Source organism: Planktothrix agardhii (assembly GCF_904830935.1).
Classification (GTDB): domain Bacteria; phylum Cyanobacteriota; class Cyanobacteriia; order Cyanobacteriales; family Microcoleaceae; genus Planktothrix; species Planktothrix agardhii.
On record NZ_LR882952.1, the window covers coordinates 3,121,427 to 3,140,399 of the forward strand.

18 protein-coding genes and 1 pseudogene are annotated in these 18,973 nt (G+C 39.5%); 6 read left to right on the forward strand and 13 right to left on the reverse strand.

Going from position 1 to position 18,973, the window contains the following annotated elements:
• Nucleotides 1-54: 54 nt before the first annotated feature.
• The 3 genes from NMG88_RS14635 to hemC form a co-directional block, all read right to left on the reverse strand.
• Nucleotides 55-432: a UDP-glucose--tetrahydrobiopterin glucosyltransferase gene (locus tag NMG88_RS14635; RefSeq protein WP_042157530.1), complete on the reverse strand. Its 378-nt coding sequence runs from the start codon at nucleotides 430-432 to the stop codon at nucleotides 55-57.
• Nucleotides 433-438: 6 nt separating this feature from the next.
• Complete coding sequence (locus NMG88_RS14640; RefSeq protein ID WP_042154460.1) at nucleotides 439-1,086, reverse strand: glycoside hydrolase family 108 protein; 648 nt, start codon at nucleotides 1,084-1,086, stop codon at nucleotides 439-441.
• 111 nt (nucleotides 1,087-1,197) lie between these two features.
• Entirely contained in the window at nucleotides 1,198-2,160 is a 963-nt protein-coding gene (gene hemC, locus NMG88_RS14645) for a hydroxymethylbilane synthase (RefSeq protein WP_042154458.1), read from the reverse strand.
• A 197-nt stretch (nucleotides 2,161-2,357) separates the two neighbouring features.
• On the opposite strand from hemC, the gene NMG88_RS14650 reads away from it, so the two are divergent.
• Nucleotides 2,358-2,603, forward strand: coding sequence for a type II toxin-antitoxin system HicA family toxin (locus tag NMG88_RS14650; RefSeq protein WP_042154456.1), 246 nt, complete (start codon nucleotides 2,358-2,360; stop codon nucleotides 2,601-2,603).
• 150 nt (nucleotides 2,604-2,753) lie between these two features.
• A complete protein-coding gene (locus NMG88_RS14655) occupies nucleotides 2,754-3,005 on the forward strand; it encodes a type II toxin-antitoxin system HicB family antitoxin (protein ID WP_227350690.1) in 252 nt (83 codons plus the stop codon).
• A gap of 182 nt (nucleotides 3,006-3,187) precedes the next feature.
• Here the strand turns inward: NMG88_RS14655 and NMG88_RS14660 are convergent, their stop codons facing one another.
• Nucleotides 3,188-3,544, reverse strand: coding sequence for a zinc ribbon domain-containing protein (locus NMG88_RS14660; RefSeq protein ID WP_042154452.1), 357 nt, complete (start codon nucleotides 3,542-3,544; stop codon nucleotides 3,188-3,190).
• Nucleotides 3,545-4,038: 494 nt separating this feature from the next.
• Nucleotides 4,039-4,164: a helix-turn-helix domain-containing protein gene (locus tag NMG88_RS22720; protein ID WP_254035563.1), complete on the reverse strand. Its 126-nt coding sequence runs from the start codon at nucleotides 4,162-4,164 to the stop codon at nucleotides 4,039-4,041.
• 144 nt (nucleotides 4,165-4,308) lie between these two features.
• On the opposite strand from NMG88_RS22720, the pseudogene NMG88_RS22725 reads away from it, so the two are divergent.
• The 3 genes and pseudogenes from NMG88_RS22725 to NMG88_RS14680 all read left to right on the forward strand — a co-directional run.
• A pseudogene (locus NMG88_RS22725) lies at nucleotides 4,309-4,421 on the forward strand (transposase); the annotation flags it as partial.
• Nucleotides 4,422-4,507: 86 nt separating this feature from the next.
• Nucleotides 4,508-4,834, forward strand: coding sequence for a phasin family protein (locus tag NMG88_RS14675; RefSeq protein WP_026795407.1), 327 nt, complete (start codon nucleotides 4,508-4,510; stop codon nucleotides 4,832-4,834).
• A 90-nt stretch (nucleotides 4,835-4,924) separates the two neighbouring features.
• Complete coding sequence (locus tag NMG88_RS14680; RefSeq protein WP_026787806.1) at nucleotides 4,925-5,488, forward strand: FKBP-type peptidyl-prolyl cis-trans isomerase; 564 nt, start codon at nucleotides 4,925-4,927, stop codon at nucleotides 5,486-5,488.
• Between the two features lie 96 nt (nucleotides 5,489-5,584).
• Here the strand turns inward: NMG88_RS14680 and NMG88_RS14685 are convergent, their stop codons facing one another.
• The 8 genes from NMG88_RS14685 to glnA all read right to left on the reverse strand — a co-directional run bounded on the left by NMG88_RS14685 (nucleotide 5,585) and on the right by glnA (nucleotide 18,254).
• The gene (locus tag NMG88_RS14685) at nucleotides 5,585-5,908 is read right to left on the reverse strand and encodes a DMT family transporter (protein ID WP_042154449.1); all 324 of its coding nucleotides are present in this window, start codon (nucleotides 5,906-5,908) and stop codon (nucleotides 5,585-5,587) included.
• Between the two features lie 161 nt (nucleotides 5,909-6,069).
• Nucleotides 6,070-9,120, reverse strand: a complete 3,051-nt coding sequence (dnaB, locus tag NMG88_RS14690; protein ID WP_254035564.1) for a replicative DNA helicase — start codon at nucleotides 9,118-9,120, stop codon at nucleotides 6,070-6,072.
• Nucleotides 9,121-9,387: 267 nt separating this feature from the next.
• On the reverse strand, nucleotides 9,388-10,569 hold the full coding sequence (gene rpoD / locus NMG88_RS14695; RefSeq protein ID WP_141296158.1) for an RNA polymerase sigma factor RpoD: 1,182 nt from the start codon (nucleotides 10,567-10,569) through the stop codon (nucleotides 9,388-9,390).
• A gap of 505 nt (nucleotides 10,570-11,074) precedes the next feature.
• Complete coding sequence (locus tag NMG88_RS14700; protein WP_254035565.1) at nucleotides 11,075-13,693, reverse strand: M1 family metallopeptidase; 2,619 nt, start codon at nucleotides 13,691-13,693, stop codon at nucleotides 11,075-11,077.
• A gap of 274 nt (nucleotides 13,694-13,967) precedes the next feature.
• Entirely contained in the window at nucleotides 13,968-15,122 is a 1,155-nt protein-coding gene (locus NMG88_RS14705; protein WP_026796569.1) for a pyridoxal-phosphate-dependent aminotransferase family protein, read from the reverse strand.
• Between the two features lie 223 nt (nucleotides 15,123-15,345).
• Complete coding sequence (gene trpC, locus NMG88_RS14710) at nucleotides 15,346-16,236, reverse strand: indole-3-glycerol phosphate synthase TrpC (protein WP_042154438.1); 891 nt, start codon at nucleotides 16,234-16,236, stop codon at nucleotides 15,346-15,348.
• A 207-nt stretch (nucleotides 16,237-16,443) separates the two neighbouring features.
• Entirely contained in the window at nucleotides 16,444-16,740 is a 297-nt protein-coding gene (locus NMG88_RS14715) for a molybdopterin dinucleotide binding domain-containing protein (protein WP_254034793.1), read from the reverse strand.
• Nucleotides 16,741-16,832: 92 nt separating this feature from the next.
• A complete protein-coding gene (glnA, locus tag NMG88_RS14720; RefSeq protein WP_042154436.1) occupies nucleotides 16,833-18,254 on the reverse strand; it encodes a type I glutamate--ammonia ligase in 1,422 nt (473 codons plus the stop codon).
• Between the two features lie 178 nt (nucleotides 18,255-18,432).
• On the opposite strand from glnA, the gene apcB reads away from it, so the two are divergent.
• Nucleotides 18,433-18,942: an allophycocyanin subunit beta gene (apcB, locus tag NMG88_RS14725; protein ID WP_042154434.1), complete on the forward strand. Its 510-nt coding sequence runs from the start codon at nucleotides 18,433-18,435 to the stop codon at nucleotides 18,940-18,942.
• Nucleotides 18,943-18,973 lie beyond the last annotated feature (31 nt).

An 18,973-nucleotide genomic window follows, 5' to 3' on the forward strand; every position in this document is an offset into this window, starting at 1 on the left:
GAATATTCGGTTTCTGCCTGTTTACGACACACAGAACGGTCAATTTTATCTATATTAATGAATTAATTTACCTTTAAAAAAAGGAGTTAAAAATAAAGGCAACCAATCATAAGCAAAGTTGACAATAATATCATACTGATCAGCAACTTCCCCAGCATAATTCCATAGATTTGTCAATACAGAATTATCGGGTAAAATTACAGGATCATGACGATTTTGGGTTTGGGCATAGGTTTGTAATTCTCCTGAAATTTCTACTACTAAAAAAGATTCTAATTCAGAGGTTTCAGGGGCAACAATTGTAATTTTATGACCCCGTTTTTGCAAAATAGTTGCAATATTTAATACTGTTAACTCTACACCTCCTCCCAACCCAGACCCCAAGGGCCCAACCGGAGTAGATACTAATAATAATTTTAAAGATTTGTTCATATATAGTTATTGTTTTTTGAGTAAATCCACGGCTTCTTGTAATAACTGAATAGCCTGCTCTACTTTACTCAATATTTCTGTTTGACTGACGGGTTTTGGTGTTGGTTTCGGTGTTGTTAATCCGCCTAATTCATTCACATACAGCAATAAATCCCGATCTCGTCGTAACCATCCCGCTAAGAAAACTTCTTGACTGGGGTTAGCTTTTACCCGTTGATAGCGATAGTCAATTCGATTTTGACAATAGCGTTGGGCGGTTGGTAAATTATTGACTTTTTCTAGTGCAGTTTTTGATTTAGCTCCAAAATTTCCATCAACAGTTAACCCGCCAATGGCTTCTTGTAGAAATTCTAAACTACCTTTTACACTAAAATTAACGGCGGTATCAAAATGGGCTACTGCTAAGGGTAACACCATGGAATCTGCTAAACAGGGTTTCCAAAATTGTTCATAATAGACTGCTTCTACTTCAGTTGAGGTAATTTGTAATACCGACTTAGAAGCTAATTTTTTACCTTGTAAATAGCTATCATAAGTTGGTTGAGAAATACCATAATTGACTGTACCCGCTAAATCTCTAGTATCACCTACGCCAGCTTCCCATTTTAAGGTAAATTTTAACGCGGTTTTAAAGGCTTCAGGATATTCAGGCATGATTTTAATTTAGGTAATAGGTAATAGGTAATAGGGAATATTGCAATAGCGAGGGGGGATGCTCGCACTACAACAAATGGAAAGACGATCAACCCCCAAATTTGATTAAAACTAGCTACGCTGAATTTCAGCAAAGATTTCGTTTAAGATTTCTTGGGCTCCTTGATCTTTGAGTTTATGGGCGAGTTGAATACCCAAATCTTCAGCATCAGTGGTATTTCCAATTACAGTATCTTTAATTAACCGTTTGCCATCAAGACTTGCCACCATTCCTACTAAAGTGAGTTGGTCGCCCTCAATAAAAGTATTAACTCCAATGGGAACTTGACAACCGCCTTCCAACTCGCGTAAAAATGCCCTTTCAGCATAACATCTTTGGGCGGTGGGAGTGTGTTCGAGGACTTTAATAATATCAAGAATATCGCTATCTCCTTCTCGACATTCTATCCCTAAAGCACCTTGTCCGACGGCGTGGAGAGAAATTTCTGGGGTGATGACTTGATGAATGCGATCGCTCATATCCAAACGAACTAACCCAGCAACGGCCAGAATAATTGCATCATATTCTCCATTATCCAATTTTTGGAGACGAGTATTCAGGTTGCCGCGAATATCTTTGAATTCTAAATGGGGATAATGATATCTAAGTTGGGCTAGGCGTCGCAGGGAAGAAGTGCCAATAATAGCGCCTGCTGGTAGGGTTTCGAGTTGTTTATCTTTGTGGTTTTCATGAACAACTAAAGCATCGGCCGGATCTTCGCGTTCCGAGACACAGCCTAACATTAATCCTTGGGGAAGTCGAGTTGGTAAATCCTTGAGGGAGTGCACCGCAATATCACTGCTACGGTCAAGCATCCCTAATTCTAATTCTTTGGTAAATAGTCCCTTATCGCCAATTTTAGCCAGGGCGACATCCAGGATGTTATCGCCTTGGGTGGACATAGTTTGCACTTCAAAGGTGATGTCGGGGAAGTGTTTCTGAAGTTCTCCCTGTACCCAATGGGTTTGGACTAGGGCGAGTTGGCTTTTGCGCGATGCAATACGGACGGTACGAGTCGGGGCAGATACAGACATACTAAAGCAATAATACAAGCAAATAAGGTAACTGAATCTAGCCTACCGCAAGGAGGGACGTCAAGGTTGTTAAGGTGTGTGACAAGCGGCGGGTATTTGGTACCGGCATTTTTTATGAGGTGATCTTATAATCTAATTTTTATATGCTATACTTAAAGTTATTATTGATTAAATTTATACAATATGAATGATTACAAATGTCAAAATTTAAAGTTTTATCGGGTCAAGAAGTTATTTCTATCTTAGGTCGCTTTGGTTTTGAAATCCATAGTCAAAAAGGAAGCCATGTTAAACTACGTCGTTATAATTTAGGGAATAAGGAAACTTTAACAGTCCCTAATCACCGACAGTTAGAGCCAGGAACCTGTAAAGCCATTTTTAAACAAGCAGCTAAATATATTCCTGAGTCAGAGCTTGCGGTTTACTTCTATAACAAATATTAATCTTTATAAATAGATCCACTTATTCACGGTTATGAAAAGTTGAATGGAGAAATATAGATTAAAAGTATTGTTGCAGGCGATGTAAATAGAGGCCAGGGTGTGTTAAGTTAAAAGGTAACATACCCTATTTTTTGAGTTTACCGGAAAATTATGTCTATGTCATTAAAAGAAAATATCCAAGCCATTATTCATCGAGGCGAACAACAGGGTTATGTTGCTGAATGCCTTGATATTAATGTAGTCACACAGGGAGAAACCTTAGATGATGTGGTTTATAATTTACAAGAGGCTGTTGCTTTACATTTAGAAGATGAAAATTTAACCGAATTTGGACTCATTGATCATCCTTCAATTTTGATTAAATTTGAGTTAAAGTTTGATTCTGTACCTTTTTTGAAATAAAAAATATGAATTGGATGTTATTGGAAGTATTGTAGATTTACCCACCGATTTGATCACAAATCCTGATTATTTTAATTAATAATGCGATCGCACATCCAAGAAACCGTCTTTCTAAGGATTAATTCTTGTTGGATTTATGGGCCCAAGCCCAACAACGGAGTTTTTAGTTAATCAAAAAAAGGCTATAATATAGTGAGAATTAAACTAATAATTAATAACCCTAAAACAATCAGCCAAACCTTATTCTGTTGTAGCCAAATTCTGAACGCGACAAATAGAGTTTGCTGAGGTTTAATCGCAGTATAAATTAACGGTTCTGAACGATTTTGATAGAGGGTACATTCCTGAGCAAAAGGACGTTGGGGAAAGTTGCAAGTATCATCCTCGTGATAGAGACAAGTTTCACACAAATATTCCTTCCCCGTCGAACGATAGAGGGGAATACCGGGATGTCCAAAGGCTTTGAGTTGAGCTTGACAATGGGGACAACTTAACGCCTGAGAATCAATAAGTTGGTGACACCGGGGACAATGGGACATTTTGAAGACTTCAACCTAGAAAAATCGAATCGGCGAATTGGAGAAAAATACCACAAATTGACACTCCCCCGTCAAGCTCACGCGCTCGACGGGGGATTCTTGTTTCACAGAAGAATGCTTTTTAGTGCAAGTACCAACGAGTCTTACATCCTCTCCACAAGCTTCGATTCCTGTGTGTCCCACAGTATTTGTTGACAATATTCTTATCCCTTCTTCCCTGATGTTTTTTGCTGCATTCTCATCTCTATCATGGTGAGTTTGACAATATGGAGGAAGTCAACCCTTGTATTTGCTATCTTCTCGTGAACCCTAAATCAATCCCTGAAATTTTCCCTATTTTGATTTTGTTAGGGATTAAATCATCGGGTTCAAACAAAATAGCAGCAAAATATTTATCTGTACTGGTTTTGGAAACGGTAACAGATTTTATTTTACTGCTAATTGTTTTTGGGATTTTGGATTTAACAATCCCTAATTTGGGAAGTTTTAAACCATTACCTTTGGTTGTTAGTTTTCTCTAGGTAATAATTCCAAACTAAACGACAGCAGCCAAAACTTTTAGCTAAAGCTATTTCTTGTTCTTTGTTCGGATATATTCTTACCTTGAGAACGTTTAACATTGCGCTGCTACATTGCTACATATTAATCATCCTTTGTTATGATAGCATTAACGGTCAAAAGTTTCAACTATGTATCATCACGGTTTTAGATCGGTTTACAGACTTAACGCTCATATTGTATTAGTCGTAAAGTATCGAAAGTATTTTTACAATAGACCTTATTTTTGGACAGGTTCTTACTTTGTCGCTAGTTGTGGTGGTATTACAGTTGAACAGTAAAAAAATATATTGAGCAACAGGCAACTCCAGAAAATTAAGACGTTAAGATAGAAAATGTGAGTTAGTCTAAACATAAAGCTAGGCTTTATATTTGCACTTTAGCAGCCTAATCAGGTTAGAAACAATGGATAATCAAAATAATTTACTCCGACAACTGTTGATGATTGGGATCGGGACAACTTCCTTAGTAGCGGAAAAATTGCAGGAAGCCACCGATCAGTGGGTCAAAGACGGGACGATGAATACAGACCAAGCCAAAAAGTTTGTCGATGACATGATGCAGGGTCTCAAACTCGATCAAACCAGTTTAGAAGACCTGATGCAGCGCCAATTCCGCAATTTAATGCAGGATGTGGGGGTTCCTCGTCAGTCGGAACTTGATGAGTTACGCGGACGCCTCGACCGCTTAGAACGTCAGATGAGAGACTTGGAAAATCGTCTTTGGCGTTAAAAAGTCCCCAAATAATGTCAAACTTGAATCTTGGGTTTTCCCTGAAACAACAATCCTAAAGGTACATGATTAGATGCAGGAGGATGAATTTTGCGAGAAATTCTAATTAGCTTAGGGGTAATTATTGTTTGTACGGTTGTGTTAGTTGTAGCTCAAATTACAACATCAATAGAACAGGTACAAGCAGCTAATCAAAATACTCCGATTTCAGTGCAACAGACGGTAGCAACTTCTAGTAGTCCTTTGTTCGCACCCGATGTTGTTGCCAATGCTCAAACTCTTATTGCTCAAAATATGACAAATTCAGAAGAAAAGGTAATTACAACTGACTCCGGTTTACAGTATGTGGATTTGGAAGTGGGAGACGGTTCATCTCCTACGAAGGGTCAAACAGTCACGGTTCACTATACGGGAACTTTAACAGATGGTAAAAAGTTTGATAGTTCTCGCGATCGCGAACAACCTTTTCAATTCAAAATTGGTGTTAGTCAAGTGATTAAAGGTTGGGATGAAGGCGTTATGAGCATGAAAGTGGGCGGACGTCGCAAGTTAATTATTCCACCGGAATTGGGGTATGGTTCTCGCGGTGCGGGCGGTGTAATTCCTCCGAATGCAACATTAATTTTTGATGTGGAACTATTGGGCGTGAAGTGAGCCTTTTAGCATCAGAAGTTACCTTATAAACCGGATTTCTAAACACTATCTCTGGACTCCAAACCCAGGTTTTTGTAAAGAAACCCGGTTTTTGATTTATTTTCCTGAATTTAAGCCGATTACACCGATGATAATCAATGCAATTGATATGAATTTAATCGGAGTAATTGACTCCCGAAAAAAACTGACTCCAATAATAGCAATTAGAGTTGTTCCTGCACCAGACCAGACCGAGTAAGCAAGGCTGACTTCAATTTTTTTGAGGACTATGGTTAAACAAGTAAAACTAAGTCCATAGAAAATAAATATTCCCATAGAAGGCCAGATTCGGGTGAAGCCTTGGGATAACTTCATACAGGTTGTCCCCATCACTTCAAACACAATTCCTAATATGAGGTAAATCCCACTGATTGATTCCATCTTAATTTGTCAACGATACTCAAACCATTATCCCTCAAATCGGAAAAATAGGGTTTCAGCAATGTTGTATTGATGGGTAGACAAACCCTAAGTTAAGAATTACAGTTGTTAGAGGTAAAAATCTCTTAATTCCTGTTTAGAGGTAGGGAATCGGGGTTGAATTAGCTAGATCGAGGATTTGCTAAATTTCTAAATTTGGTAAATTGAGGGTCAAATAATAGTTTAATGGTTCCTGTGGGGCCGTTACGATGTTTAGCCATAATAATTTCGGTAATTCCTCGGTCTGGGGTATCAGGATTATAATAATCATCTCGATAGATCATCATCACTAAATCCGCATCTTGTTCGATGGAATTGTGAACAATAATATTATTTGCTACAAAATTATGCAAGCCAGGAACTGTTAAGTCAAATACTTCTTCTTCTCCATCGGGTATAATTGAAACTATTTCATCCCAGTTAATATCACTATTTTCTATTGTAAAACTGGGTAAGGCAATAGGACAGCCTCCATGTAACTCATCTAGTCTTTTCCAACCCTCAATTGTCAGGAATTTATGATTAGCTGTTGCTCTAATTTTTCTCCCTAGTCGAGTTGTTAAGGTAAATACAGGTTTTATACCTGTAGAAAAGGCATTACTCACAATTGCTATTTCTAGCTTCATTGTTTTTTCATTTAATGCCAAAACTGGAAAACCAGATTTACCGATTAATTCTTTAATGGGTACTTGTAATCCAGTATCTGCTAATGTGATTAAGCTATCACCTGTTAAACAACCAGATTCTCTTAAATCCGATAACATTGGCCGTTTATTAGTACGAGATTCAACGCTACGACTTAACTGGGATAGGGCAATTACAGGTACACTTAATTCTCTGGCTAATCCTTTTAATGACCGGGTAATTCTTGATAATTCTTGCACTCGATTATCACTAGCACCTTCCATTAATTGTAAATAATCTATTAAAATTAACCCTAATACCCCCCCATTTTCGGCTTGCAATCTTCGAGCTTTAGAACGCATTTCGGTGACGGTAATATTCGGGGTATCATCAATAAAAATAGGTAATTCTGCTAAGGAACTAATTGCCATGGTTAAAGGTTCCCATTCCGATTGACTAATTCTACCTGAACGAATGCGGTTACTTTCAATTTTTGCTTCACTTGATAATAGTCTTTGGACTAATTGCCCCTTCGACATTTCTAAACTAAAAACCGCAATGGGAAGTTTTTGCCCCTTAGCAATATTATGTCCTAAACCGACCGCAAAACTGGTATTATGAACACAGATATCATTTGCAACAAAATTATGGGTTTCAGGAATGGTTAAGTCATAAACCTGTTTTTCCCCCATAAATTCAATTGAGACAATTTCATCCCAATAAATCTCACTGGTTGCTAACTGTTGTAAGGGTAAATTATCTAAAGTAGTGGCTAAACTCCAAAGTCTTTCCCGTGATAATTGCCGTTTACCAACATGAATATTACTATAGCCTGGAATCCCTGCCCTTTTTGCTAAACTTTGCCAAGATTCATATCCTTTAACCGTTGCGATTTCTTGCCAAATTTTTACGGGAATCAAGTCTCGATTGGTTTGATAGCGTTTATTCATTAACGCATTTTCTATTTTTAAAAGTGCTTTTTCTTTACTAAAAATCCCAATTTCTGAGATAAAGGTTTTAATGGATAAAGCATCAGTAATATCCAGTTGCCAAGCTGTTCGTCCGGTTTCTTTATATTTAATAGAACGCTTTTTCAAAGTTGCAATAACACCAAATCGTAATAATAAGTGTTGAACTTGTCGGGCTAATTCTTCACTAACACTGCCATAACCCAGTTGACATTGACCACTGGCTAATATTGTTGCCCAGCCATCCGTTGCAAACAGACGATTTAGAAATAAAGCAATTTGCGATCGCTCTAATCTAAAAATAATTTCAGGAATAGTTTTTTGATGATAATTTTTACCCCAAAGTCCAATTGTTTCCATCCAAATAACTAACCTCTCCCTAACCCTCCCCTTAGTAAGGAGAGGATAAATTTCGGGTTTATTTTCAATCAATTGTTGAATAGACTCAACAAAATCCTGTTTAATTCTATAATTATCTCTCTTAGCCCCCCATTGACAAGGGGGGGGTGGGGGGGTCGATTTAGGGGAATCCTTGAATGATATTCTATTAATATTCGTCAACCCTCCATCTCCTAGTAAATAACCTAAAATTTTAACTTGATATTCAGGTAATTTTTCCGATCCAAAGCTATTAAATTGACGAGGAACAGCAATTTTATCTCCGGGTTTAATTTCTCCTAAAGGTCGCCATCCTTGAATAGTTAAAAAGGGATGGGTGATGGTAGATTCTACAAAACGCCCTAGTTTTGTGGTGACTCTAAATACGGGTTTAATTCCATCATCAATAAAGTTAGAAGGTTCAGTAATTTTGAATTTCCAATTATTTTCTAACGTTAAAATTTGAGCTTTTTGACGATTATAAATATCTTCAATTGTGACAACACTCCCATCCGATAAAACAATTTTACTATCAAAACTTAAACATTTTCCCATGGACGGTCTACCCGCAATAATAATTAAATCCGACCGTTGAAAACCTCCTGTCATCGCATCTAAATCATAAAATCCGCAGGGAATACCAGGTAAGGAAATTCCCTCATTACGGTCTTCAATTTCTTGGAAAGTATCAATTAAAGTTTCACCAATAGAAACTAAATCCTGTTGCGGTCTAACTTGAGAAATATTAAAGATTTGTTGTTCAGATTTATCGAGAATGGTTTCTAAATCTTGACTGGTATCATAGGCTAATTCAACAATATTATGTCCCCCAGTAATCATACTGCGACGGATTTTTTTATCTAAAACTAATAAACCATATTGATCAATATTAACCGCCGAAACCGTGCGATCTACCAGTTGAGTTAATTTTAATTGTCCTCCCACTTGTTCGAGTAGATTTTGATCCGCTAACCAAGTTGTAACGGTCATTAAATCCGTGGGTTTTCCTTGGGAATGCAGGGTTAAAGTTGCCCGATAAATGATTTGATGGGATTTGAGGGCAAAGGATTCTGGTTGTAATAATTCTGCTACCCGACTAATGGCTTCTGGATCGAGAAGAATACCCCCTAAAATGGCTTCCTCTGCTTCTATGTTTTGAGGGGGAAGGCGATCGCTAATACTAGAAAATTGAGGTTCATTCATCGGATGAGTTAATTGATCAGCAGATTAGACCATTTTATGTTAAACTCTATTATAGAATGGTTATTAGAACTCTTGCAAAATAATTTTATGGTATTATGATAAGTTTTGCTCAATAGTCCTGAGTATGTTTCAACAAGTTAATTTTTAATCTTAATCTTTCAAAAAACGGGTTGATAAATTGCAGCCTGAGTTATCCTCCGTTGAGGATAATTAAAAAATTTATTTCTCAGGATCAAATTGTTTCAACCCGAACAGAAATAACGGCAATTAACGGATATACTCTTTCAAAATACTATTGCGGTTAGGATGACGTAACTTTCTTAACGCTTTCGCCTCTATTTGACGAATTCGTTCCCGGGTGACATTAAAAATCTGACCAATTTCTTCTAATGTCTTCATCCGACCATCATCTAACCCATAACGCAGACGCAATACATCTCGTTCTCTGGGACTGAGGGTATCTAATACATTTTCTAAATCTTCTCGTAATAGATTCTTAGATACTTGATCTTCAGGAGTTTCGCCATCGGATTCAATAAAATCTCCTAAACGAGAATCTTCCTCTTTCCCAATCGGTGTTTCTAAAGAAATCGGAAGTTGAGCCGATTTAGCAATAAACCTTAACTTCTCGATGGTCATTTCCATGCGAGTTGCGATTTCTTCTTCCGTGGGTTTGCGACCCATTTCTTGAGACAATAACTTGGTAGTTTTTTTAATTCGAGAAATGGTTTCATACAGGTGAACTGGTAGTCGAATAGTCCGAGATTGATCGGCGATCGCTCTAGTAATTGCCTGACGAATCCACCAGGTCGCATAAGTGGAAAATTTGTAACCTTTTTCGTGATCAAATTTCTCGGCGGCGCGAATTAATCCTAAACTGCCTTCTTGAATCAAGTCTTGAAAAGAAAGACCCCGATTCATATATTTTTTGGCAATAGAAACCACCAGTCGTAAATTAGACTGTACCATCTTATCTTTTGCCCGACGGCCAATATAAAGACGGCGGCGGAATTCTGGCAACTTCATTTCAACGGCGGTTGCCCATTCTTGCTCATTGGGTTCGCGGTCGTAATGTTCCATCAATTTTTCCCGAATTCGCTCTAGTTCGAGTAAGTCGGCAATTTTACGAGCGAGTTCAATTTCTTCATCTGCGCGTAATAAACGAATCCGACCAATTTCTTGCAGATAGAGACGAATCGAATCTTCTGTAAAGTGTTTTTTCTTTGTCTGAGTTCGACGGCGAGATTTAGCTCCTTTTGCAGCTTTGTTCTCGTCATCTTCCTCCCCGATCACTTCCTCTGAAATTTCTTCTTCTTCAATTAGATCTTCTGCATCTGGCTCATCCTTTGATGAATCCTTGTCCCTGTCCCTGGCTTTATTGTCATTTTTAGGGATATCAACTTGTTTCTCCAGTGGAAGGGTTGCGAGTCCGTTGTTACTTTGGGTCATGCCGCGTTCCTCATGCTCCTCAATTAGTAAAAATTAATTACAGAATAAAGATGTCTATTCATAGACTCCTGAACCAGTGAAACACCGAATCCAGGTTTAAATATTTACCCAGCGAGTTACTGAGTGAGTCATCGTAACCCACCTCAGTCCTAGCATAGTGAAGGTAAATGTTCAAAGGTGATCATTGGATGACGCCAAGACCTTTTCGATTGTAGCCTTTTTAACAAAAATTGCACGGTTTTGTCAAAAAAGAAATCTGATCATCGTTCATTCACCGACGGAGAATTGATCAAGTAGGGAGGGTGAGTACAACTATCTAACCCTTAGGATTGTTCTTTCTTGTAAGTTAACTCAAATCTCTCCGTTTGGGACTCAATCAAACGTTAAATCACGTTAAGTTTTTGACGTCTTTAGGTTGAATCATTATTCAATAGGGGGGAAATAAGTTCTATACAACGTTTATACCTTCAGACATAGACAAATTGATCACGCCTAGCATCCGGTTTTACGATTTGCTGGATTTACTTTTTGCTTCTAAAGTTTCCAAACGACTTCTCAGGTCTTGATTTTCCTTTTTGATTTTGTCGAGTTCCTCCCGCAGTTTTTTCAATGCGGGTTCTGAACCGATTTTTCCCTGAACAGTCTGAATCGCTTCCTCTGCTCGACGGCGAACTCGTCCGTCTAGGGTTTGGTCTGTTAAGGACTGAAGTACATCCATGGCTTTCGGGGTTTCCATCTGTTCCAGGGAGGCAACAACAGCCACTTGCGTCAGGAAAAAGACTTCATTAGATAGTTCTTCTAACCGTTGTACAATCCGTTCGGTATTTGTCGAGGTTTGACCAGTGGAAATACTGCCCAAAGCCCGAATCGAAGTTAACCGTAATGCCTGGGGAATACCGGGGGCTGTATACTTTAAAATCAAGTTTAAGGCGTCTTCTGAGGTTTTGATTTTACTCAGTCCTGAAATTGCCCCGGAACGCACCACTTCATTCCAGCCTTCTCTTTCTTTAAGGACGGATTTTAACAGTTTAACGGTTTGTTCAACTAAATGTTTATCCTCCAGATGGGTAGCGGCAATTTCTCCTAATGCTGTTGCTGTTGAAGATTCAACTAAATAACTAGGATCTCCTTTTTCTAAAAGGGGTTTTAAGACTTGATAACTTTCTGTGGTTTTCAGTTTGGCTAAACTATTAATTACCGCCCGTCTGACCCGGGCATCCTGATCATTTAATCCTTCAACTAATCCTGGGAAAACTTGATCTAATTTTACCCGCACTAATTGTTTGGCAACTTCTACCCGTACCCCCCAAAAACCATCATTTTTTAGAGCATTAGATAGGGCTTTAACGGCTTCTAATCCGCCTTTTTTAGCTAAAGATTTAGCGGCATAAATCCGAGAAATCGGATCGGGATCATATTGTAATTGAGCTTTTAATTCAGCCACCGCATAATCCAAATTTACGGTTTTAAGGATATTATTATTCACATCAAAACTAATAAAATCAGGTTTTTCTTCTGAGGGGAAATAGAAGGTTTGTTCTTTTTCATGAACCTGCACCGTAAAGGTTTTGAGTTTTACTTCCGTTTCTGGGGATTTTTTATCGGGTTTATAGCCAAAACCAATCGGAATTTTTAAATCAAAGAGGTTTGTCTCGCTGAGTTTATCGCTATCTTTAGCTTGATTTTGTTTAATCGTAATTTTGGCTAATTTATTATGATTATCCCAACTATAGGAAACTTTATAATCAGGATGTCCGCCTCGGAATACATATTGATCAAACAGGGGAAGTAAATTAGCTCCGGTTGATTTTTCTAGGGCTCTTAATAAATCAATGGTTTCTACGGTTTTATGGGCATTATCCTGAACAAAAGTTTGAATTGCTTTTTGGAATAGTTCGTCTCCTAATTCGGTTCTAATTAGATGATAAACACAAGCACCTTTTTCATATAAATGGCGATCATAAAGTTCAATTGCTTCCCGATAAATATGGGTGACAATTGGGCGACGATAGCGAGAACTATCCTCAGAAAAATAGTTTCTGGCTTGATTTAAACGATAATAAGCCGCGTCGTCTTTGCCATATTCCTGTTCCGTCCATAATACCTCAGTATAGGTCGCCATGCCTTCTTTAATCCAGGCGTGTGACCAATGTTTAATTACTACTAAATCCCCGAACCATTGATGGGCTAATTCATGGGCAACTAAACTTTCTGTGTTACGATTATCTAGGGTAGCTCGTTCATCTAATAAACAGCGATCGGTTAATAAGGTAGTTGAGGTATTTTCCATCCCGCCAAAAATGAAATCATCTACACAAACTTGAGCATATTTAGGATAGGGATAGACATAGCCAAAATATTTAGAGAAAAACTCAATCATTTGCGGAGTTTTTCCCATGCTCCTTAGAGCATCTTCTTGGCGGTTTTTCTCAACATAATATAAAACAGGAATTCCATTCCATTCGTCTTTAATTTCGGCAAAATCTCCCACCGCTAAGGTCATTAAATAAGTGGGATGAACTTGTTTCTGTGACCAATGATAAATTTTAGTTTTGCCTTTGGTTTCAGTATTAATTAATTCGCCATTGGAAATAGCTAAATATTGTTTAGGAACTTGTACCCGAATTTCTGAAGTCGCTAATTGTCCGGGGTAGTCAAAGCAAGGAAACCAAAAGCGAGAATCTTCATCTTCTCCCTGTGTCCAAACTTGAATCGGTTTATCGGGATAATCTTTATTTGGACTAATAAAATAAAGTCCGCGTTGGGGATTGGTAACGGAATAATTAATGACAATTTTAATTAATTGATTGACCGTTGTAGGTTGCTGTAGATAAATCTGTAATTGTTCGCCATCATAATCAAATTCTTGATTGATGTCCTCAATTTTTACCTTTTTTATTTCTAAGTTGATCGCATCTAAAGTTAAGGTTTCTATGCCACTTTTAACCGGATTCAAATTTAGGGTACAAGTTCCTTTAAAACTTTGATTAGGAATATCGAGAACTAAGTCCAGAAAAATATGTTCTACCTGACCCGGACGGTCAGGGTTATAATGGGGACGAGCGCCTGGTAACTCAAAGGATTTGTGAGTATTGGTTTCTGGATCAAAGTAAAAATTCAGCATCGAATACAATCAAGCTCAAGAATAAGGGATAACAAAACGCGCTATGCGTATGGGTCTATTATATAGCTATAGCAATATTTAGGATTGCTATATAGCAGGGAACAGCCCCCCCAAACCACCCGTGAACGGGGGGCTAGGGGGGGAGGGAACACCGGGGGAAAATACTTAACTGTCTGGGTTCCAAGATCCGTCTTCATCCTAACTGCCTTGGCGGTTGCTGTATATAAAAAAAGTGGGCTATTATTGCCCACCGATAGAATTCTCAAAAACTAAATTAAGATTCTGCTAACACCCTGGCCGCCGCAGCAACTCCCGCACCGGAAGTAAATCCTTGATAACCAAGTTCCTGTAATGCGGCTTCTAAAGATGCGATCGCCGTTAAAATATCGCGATCGCTAACAAATCCTAAATGACCAATGCGGAAAATTTTACCCTTGAGATGATCCTGTCCTCCGGCTAAAACAATATCGAATTTCTTCTTAACAATAGCCCGAATATCTTCAGCATCTAAACCATCGGGAGGAACAACAGCCGTAATCGCCGGACTTGCGCATTCATCGGCGGCAAATAACGATAATCCCATGGCTTTAACCGCCTCACGCGTCACTTTAGTTAAGCGTTGATGACGGGCAAAAATATTTTCTAGCCCTTCTTTTTTCATCATTTGTAAAGTGACTTGTAAAGCAAAAAACAAGTTCACCGGAGGAGTAAAGGGATTAGTATTTTTCTTAGCCGATTTGCTATACAATCCCAAATCTAAATAATAGCGCGGCAGATTAGCGGTTTTATAAGCTTCCCAAGCCTTATCACTCACCGCCACAAATCCCAAACCCGGAGGGATCATATAGCCTTTTTGGGAACCGGAAGCCACCACATCAATCCCCCATTCATCAATAGGAAGATTAAACGCGCCTAAACTGGTGACAGCATCCGCAATCATTAACGCCCCATGAGCTTTTACATGGCGATTAATGGCTTCTAAATCGTTAATTACCCCGGTAGAAGTTTCGCTGTGGGTAATAATAACTGCCTTGATTTCTTTATTAGTATCCGCTTCTAATTTAGCCCGGAATTGTTCGGGGTCGAGGGGTTGTCCCCATTCGGCGGTGACGGTATCGACTTCTAAACCGTAGGCGGTGGCGACTTCAACCCAACGTTCTCCGAATTTACCATTAGAACCACATAATACCTTTTCCCCCCGACTGAGGAAATTAATAATTCCGGCTTCCATCGCCCCGGTGCCACTGACGGTTAAAATTAGCACATCATTTTTGGTTTGGTGTAACCATTTCAGGTTTTCCGTCACCTCGGCCATAATTTTGAAAAAATCGCCACTGCGATGTCCGATGGGGTGTTTGGACAGCGCTAATAAAGCCCCTTCAGGAACCGGAGTTGGCCCTGGAATCATCAACATTAATTTATCGTCCATGGTCTGTTTCTATTAATAAGGGTTCGGTGTTTTGCGTCAGTAGCTAAATTACGAATTACGAATTAGAAATTACGAATTACGAATTAGAAATTTACCCCTTTATGCCTTGTGATTCAGTAATCCCTTTTGGATTAACTTATTGAATTAACATAAGCGAGAATAAGAATCCGTTAGTTAAATTACGAACTACAAATTCGTAATTCGTAATTATCTTCCAATCATATCACTCAACGGCAATCAGTTGACTTAAGGCAACACCAGGATCGGGTTGCTTGATTAAAGATTCCCCAATTAAAACGGCTTTTGCCCCGGCTTGGGTGACTAAACTGATATCCTCACGGGTATATAGTCCCGATTCACTTACGACTAAAATATCACGGGATTGGAATTGAGATTGTCGGCTTTGTAACAATTGGCAAGTGGTTTGTAAATCGACGGAAAAATCCTCTAAATTGCGGTTATTAATTCCAATTAAGTTAACCCCATCGAGGGTTAAGACTCGATCTAATTCTTCGAGGGTATGGACTTCTATTAAGGCGGTCATTCCTAAAACCTTAGCAATTTTTAGGAAATATTGTAGGTCTTGGTCGGAGAGAACCGCCGCAATTAATAAAACCGCATCAGCTCCATAATATCTAGCCAGATAAATTTGATAGGAATAAATAACAAAATCTTTACAAAGTAAGGGTAAATCAACAACATCCCGAACTTTAGACAGGTTATCAAAACTGCCTTGAAAGAATTTTTTATCGGTTAAAACGGATAAACAGCTTGCGCCTCCTTGTTGATAGGATTTAGCGATCGCAACCGGATCAAAATCTTCTCTAATTACTCCTTTACTGGGGGAGGCTTTTTTAACTTCGGCAATCACCGCAGGTTGAGTTTTACTTTGTTTTAAGGCTTGAAAAAAGTTACGGGTGGCAGGAATTGTATTGACTTTTTGCTTTAATTTTTCTAAGGGTAAACGTTCTCGTAGGTCGGTAATTTCTTTTTCTTTATACCAAACAATTTCTTCTAAAATATTTTGGGGCTCCGCACCCGGTATAGCTACTTGATAGCGTAAACCTAAGACTTCAACGGCGGGATTAGGCTGACGACGACGAATTTGTACCATAGAAGTTGAGGAGGTTTACTTTTGTTTAACTCGACTTGATTAAATTAAAGCATAAAATGTGTTATTGTAGGGAAAAGCCCTCCCAAACCCCCCGTGCACGGGGGGGCTAGGGAATTTGTAATTAATTTTGTTTAGGTACTTATCTAATAAACAAAAATAGCGACTCTTTTATAGGCTGGGGTTTCTGATAAAGGATCAATTTGTGCCTTAAATAAAAATATTGGCTTCAGGATAAAACATAAATGCTGCACCAGGTAAAATATTACCCGCAATGATTTCAATAGGGTCTAATTCCCACGCATCTCCTCGAACTTTTACCAGTTGATGGGGTTGAAACCCGGCGTTTTTTATATCTTCGAGATTCATTAAAATACAGTGACGGTGAGGCATTCCTCGATATTTGTCCGCCGGATTATAAACAACGGTATTATGTTGTCCGTAACCTCGACCCGTACCTAAAATTAATAGGTTGTAACATTTTATCGTGGGGGTTGGGTCTCCCAACCCTCTTTGCTAGACCACAATTTACCCCACGCCAACCCATTAGGTCAGCGTGGGGCTTTTCGTCAATTCCGCTCCCACGGATTTAACAAAAATTAACAGTCGTAGTAAAGAGCAAACTCGTAAGGAGTCGGACGTAACCGGGTAGGGTTAACTTCGTTATCGAGTTTGTAGGAAATCCAGTTGGCGATAAAGTCTTCCGTGAACACACCGGGTTCAGTTAAGAAGGCGTGATCCTGTTCCAAGGCTTCCAAGGCCAATTCCAGAGAACCTGGGGTCGAAGGAATTTTCCGCAGTTCTTCAGGACTGAGATCGTAGATATCCACATCCAAAGGTTCACCCGGATCGATTTGGTTTTTAATCCCATCAATCCCGGCGCAGAGCATGGCTGCAAAGGCCATGTAGGGGTTAGCAGTGGCATCAGGACACCGGAACTCTAAACGTTTGGCTTTGGGGTTATTTCCCGACAGAGGAATCCGCACAGAAGCCGAACGGTTGCCTTGAGAGTAGGCCAAGTTCACCGGAGCTTCATACCCAGGAACTAAGCGTTTGTAGGAGTTGGTGCTGGGGTTGGTCAAGGCCAACAACGCCGGGGCGTGTTTGAGAATGCCACCGATGTACCACAGCCCCATGTCGCTGAAACCCGCGTATTTATCGCCAGCAAACATGGGTATACCATCTTTCCAAATGGATTGGTGGACGTGCATCCCAGAGCCGTTATCTGCGAAAACGGGTTTGGGCATGAAGGTGACTGTTCTGCCGTATTTTTTAGCGACGTTTTTGATCACATATTTGTAGATCATCAAGTTATCGGCGGATTCAACCAGCGTCCCGAATTTTAAACCGAGTTCGCACTGTCCACCCGTGGCCACTTCATGGTGATGTTTTTCAATGGGAACCCCACATTTAGCCATGGTTAATAGCATTTCGGTACGAATATCTTGGAAAGTATCCGTGGGAGCTACGGGGAAATAGCCTTCTTTGTAGCCTGGTTTGTAGCCTAAGTTACCACCGGGTTCTTCCCGTCCCGAATTCCAACGACCTTCAACGGAATCGACATAGTAATAGCCGCAATGTTGGGTTTGGTCGAAGCGAACATCATCAAAAATGAAGAATTCCGCTTCCGGGCCAAAAAATGCCGTATCCCCCATTCCGGTCGAAACTAAATAATCAATGGCTTTTTGGGCAATCACCCGGGGACATCGGTTGTAGGGTTCTCCAGTACGGGGTTCTTGAATACTACAAATAATGCTCAGAGTCGGTTCTGCCATGAAAGGATCGATCCAAGCTGTTTTTGGATCTAACACCATGGACATATCAGATTCGTTAATCGCTTTCCAACCGCGAATACTGGAACCATCAAACGGTACGCCGTCTGTAAAGGAGGATTCATCGATTTGGCTGTTGTGTACCGTTAGATGCTGCCAGGTTCCTAGCATATCCACGAATTTCAAGTCAATCATTTGAATCTTTTGGTCTTCGATTAACGATAAGACCTCTTGGGCTGTCTCTGGCATGGATGAATATCTCCTCAAAAATCTTTTTGATTATCTCTGACAGGTTTGGCAGTTGGACTGACAAAGCATCTGGCTGATCATAGTGAGTCAGATTGATTAAGTTTTGTATTGAGTGTTACAATACAACACGTCGCGACTTCAGAATAATTGAAAGATATTATATAGGGAGATAGACTTCATGCAAGATGCCGTTACCAGCTTAATAAAAAATTACGACAGAACGGGTCGCTATTTAGATCGGGACGCCCTCGATCAACTCAAGTCCTATTTTGCAACGGGGACAACCAGAGTTCAAGCTGCTGGGGTGATCAACGGCAATGCTGCGGATTTGGTTAAACAAGCTGCTATGGCTTTGTTCGACGAGATTCCTGAGTTGATTCGTCCTGGGGGAAATGCCTACACTACCCGTCGCTATGCAGCCTGCTTACGCGATATGGGCTACTACCTGCGTTATGCTACCTATGCTCTGGTGGCTGGGAATACGGATGTTTTGGATGAACGGGTGCTTCAAGGTTTACGGGAAACTTACAATTCCTTGAGCGTTCCCGTTGGCCCTACTGTTTTCGGGATCGGGATTCTGAAAGGTTTAGTTACTGCTCAGGTTGCTGCTGCCGGGTTGCCCACTGGAGATTATTTAGAACAACCTTTTGATCATTTAATTCGCGAATTGAGTGAACAGGATATTTAACTCCTTGACTCGATTTTTTTTCAAGCAAATA

What these genes read in the sequence shown, in the direction of transcription:
- hemC (WP_042154458.1), bottom strand. Translation starts at nt 2,160, where the DNA reads ATGTCTGTATCTGCCCCGACTCGTACCGTCCGTATTGCATCGCGCAAA.
- NMG88_RS14675 (WP_026795407.1), top strand. Translation starts at nt 4,508, where the DNA reads ATGGATAATCAAAATAATTTACTCCGACAACTGTTGATGATTGGGATC.
- NMG88_RS14640 (WP_042154460.1), bottom strand. Translation starts at nt 1,086, where the DNA reads ATGCCTGAATATCCTGAAGCCTTTAAAACCGCGTTAAAATTTACCTTA.
- trpC (WP_042154438.1), bottom strand. Translation starts at nt 16,236, where the DNA reads ATGGTACAAATTCGTCGTCGTCAGCCTAATCCCGCCGTTGAAGTCTTA.
- NMG88_RS14685 (WP_042154449.1), bottom strand. Translation starts at nt 5,908, where the DNA reads ATGGAATCAATCAGTGGGATTTACCTCATATTAGGAATTGTGTTTGAA.
- NMG88_RS22720 (WP_254035563.1), bottom strand. Translation starts at nt 4,164, where the DNA reads ATGTTAAACGTTCTCAAGGTAAGAATATATCCGAACAAAGAACAAGAA.
- NMG88_RS14650 (WP_042154456.1), top strand. Translation starts at nt 2,358, where the DNA reads ATGTCAAAATTTAAAGTTTTATCGGGTCAAGAAGTTATTTCTATCTTA.
- NMG88_RS14700 (WP_254035565.1), bottom strand. Translation starts at nt 13,693, where the DNA reads ATGCTGAATTTTTACTTTGATCCAGAAACCAATACTCACAAATCCTTT.
- glnA (WP_042154436.1), bottom strand. Translation starts at nt 18,254, where the DNA reads ATGCCAGAGACAGCCCAAGAGGTCTTATCGTTAATCGAAGACCAAAAG.
- apcB (WP_042154434.1), top strand. Translation starts at nt 18,433, where the DNA reads ATGCAAGATGCCGTTACCAGCTTAATAAAAAATTACGACAGAACGGGT.
- NMG88_RS14660 (WP_042154452.1), bottom strand. Translation starts at nt 3,544, where the DNA reads ATGTCCCATTGTCCCCGGTGTCACCAACTTATTGATTCTCAGGCGTTA.
- NMG88_RS14655 (WP_227350690.1), top strand. Translation starts at nt 2,754, where the DNA reads ATGTCTATGTCATTAAAAGAAAATATCCAAGCCATTATTCATCGAGGC.
- rpoD (WP_141296158.1), bottom strand. Translation starts at nt 10,569, where the DNA reads ATGACCCAAAGTAACAACGGACTCGCAACCCTTCCACTGGAGAAACAA.
- NMG88_RS14705 (WP_026796569.1), bottom strand. Translation starts at nt 15,122, where the DNA reads ATGGACGATAAATTAATGTTGATGATTCCAGGGCCAACTCCGGTTCCT.
- NMG88_RS14635 (WP_042157530.1), bottom strand. Translation starts at nt 432, where the DNA reads ATGAACAAATCTTTAAAATTATTATTAGTATCTACTCCGGTTGGGCCC.
- dnaB (WP_254035564.1), bottom strand. Translation starts at nt 9,120, where the DNA reads ATGAATGAACCTCAATTTTCTAGTATTAGCGATCGCCTTCCCCCTCAA.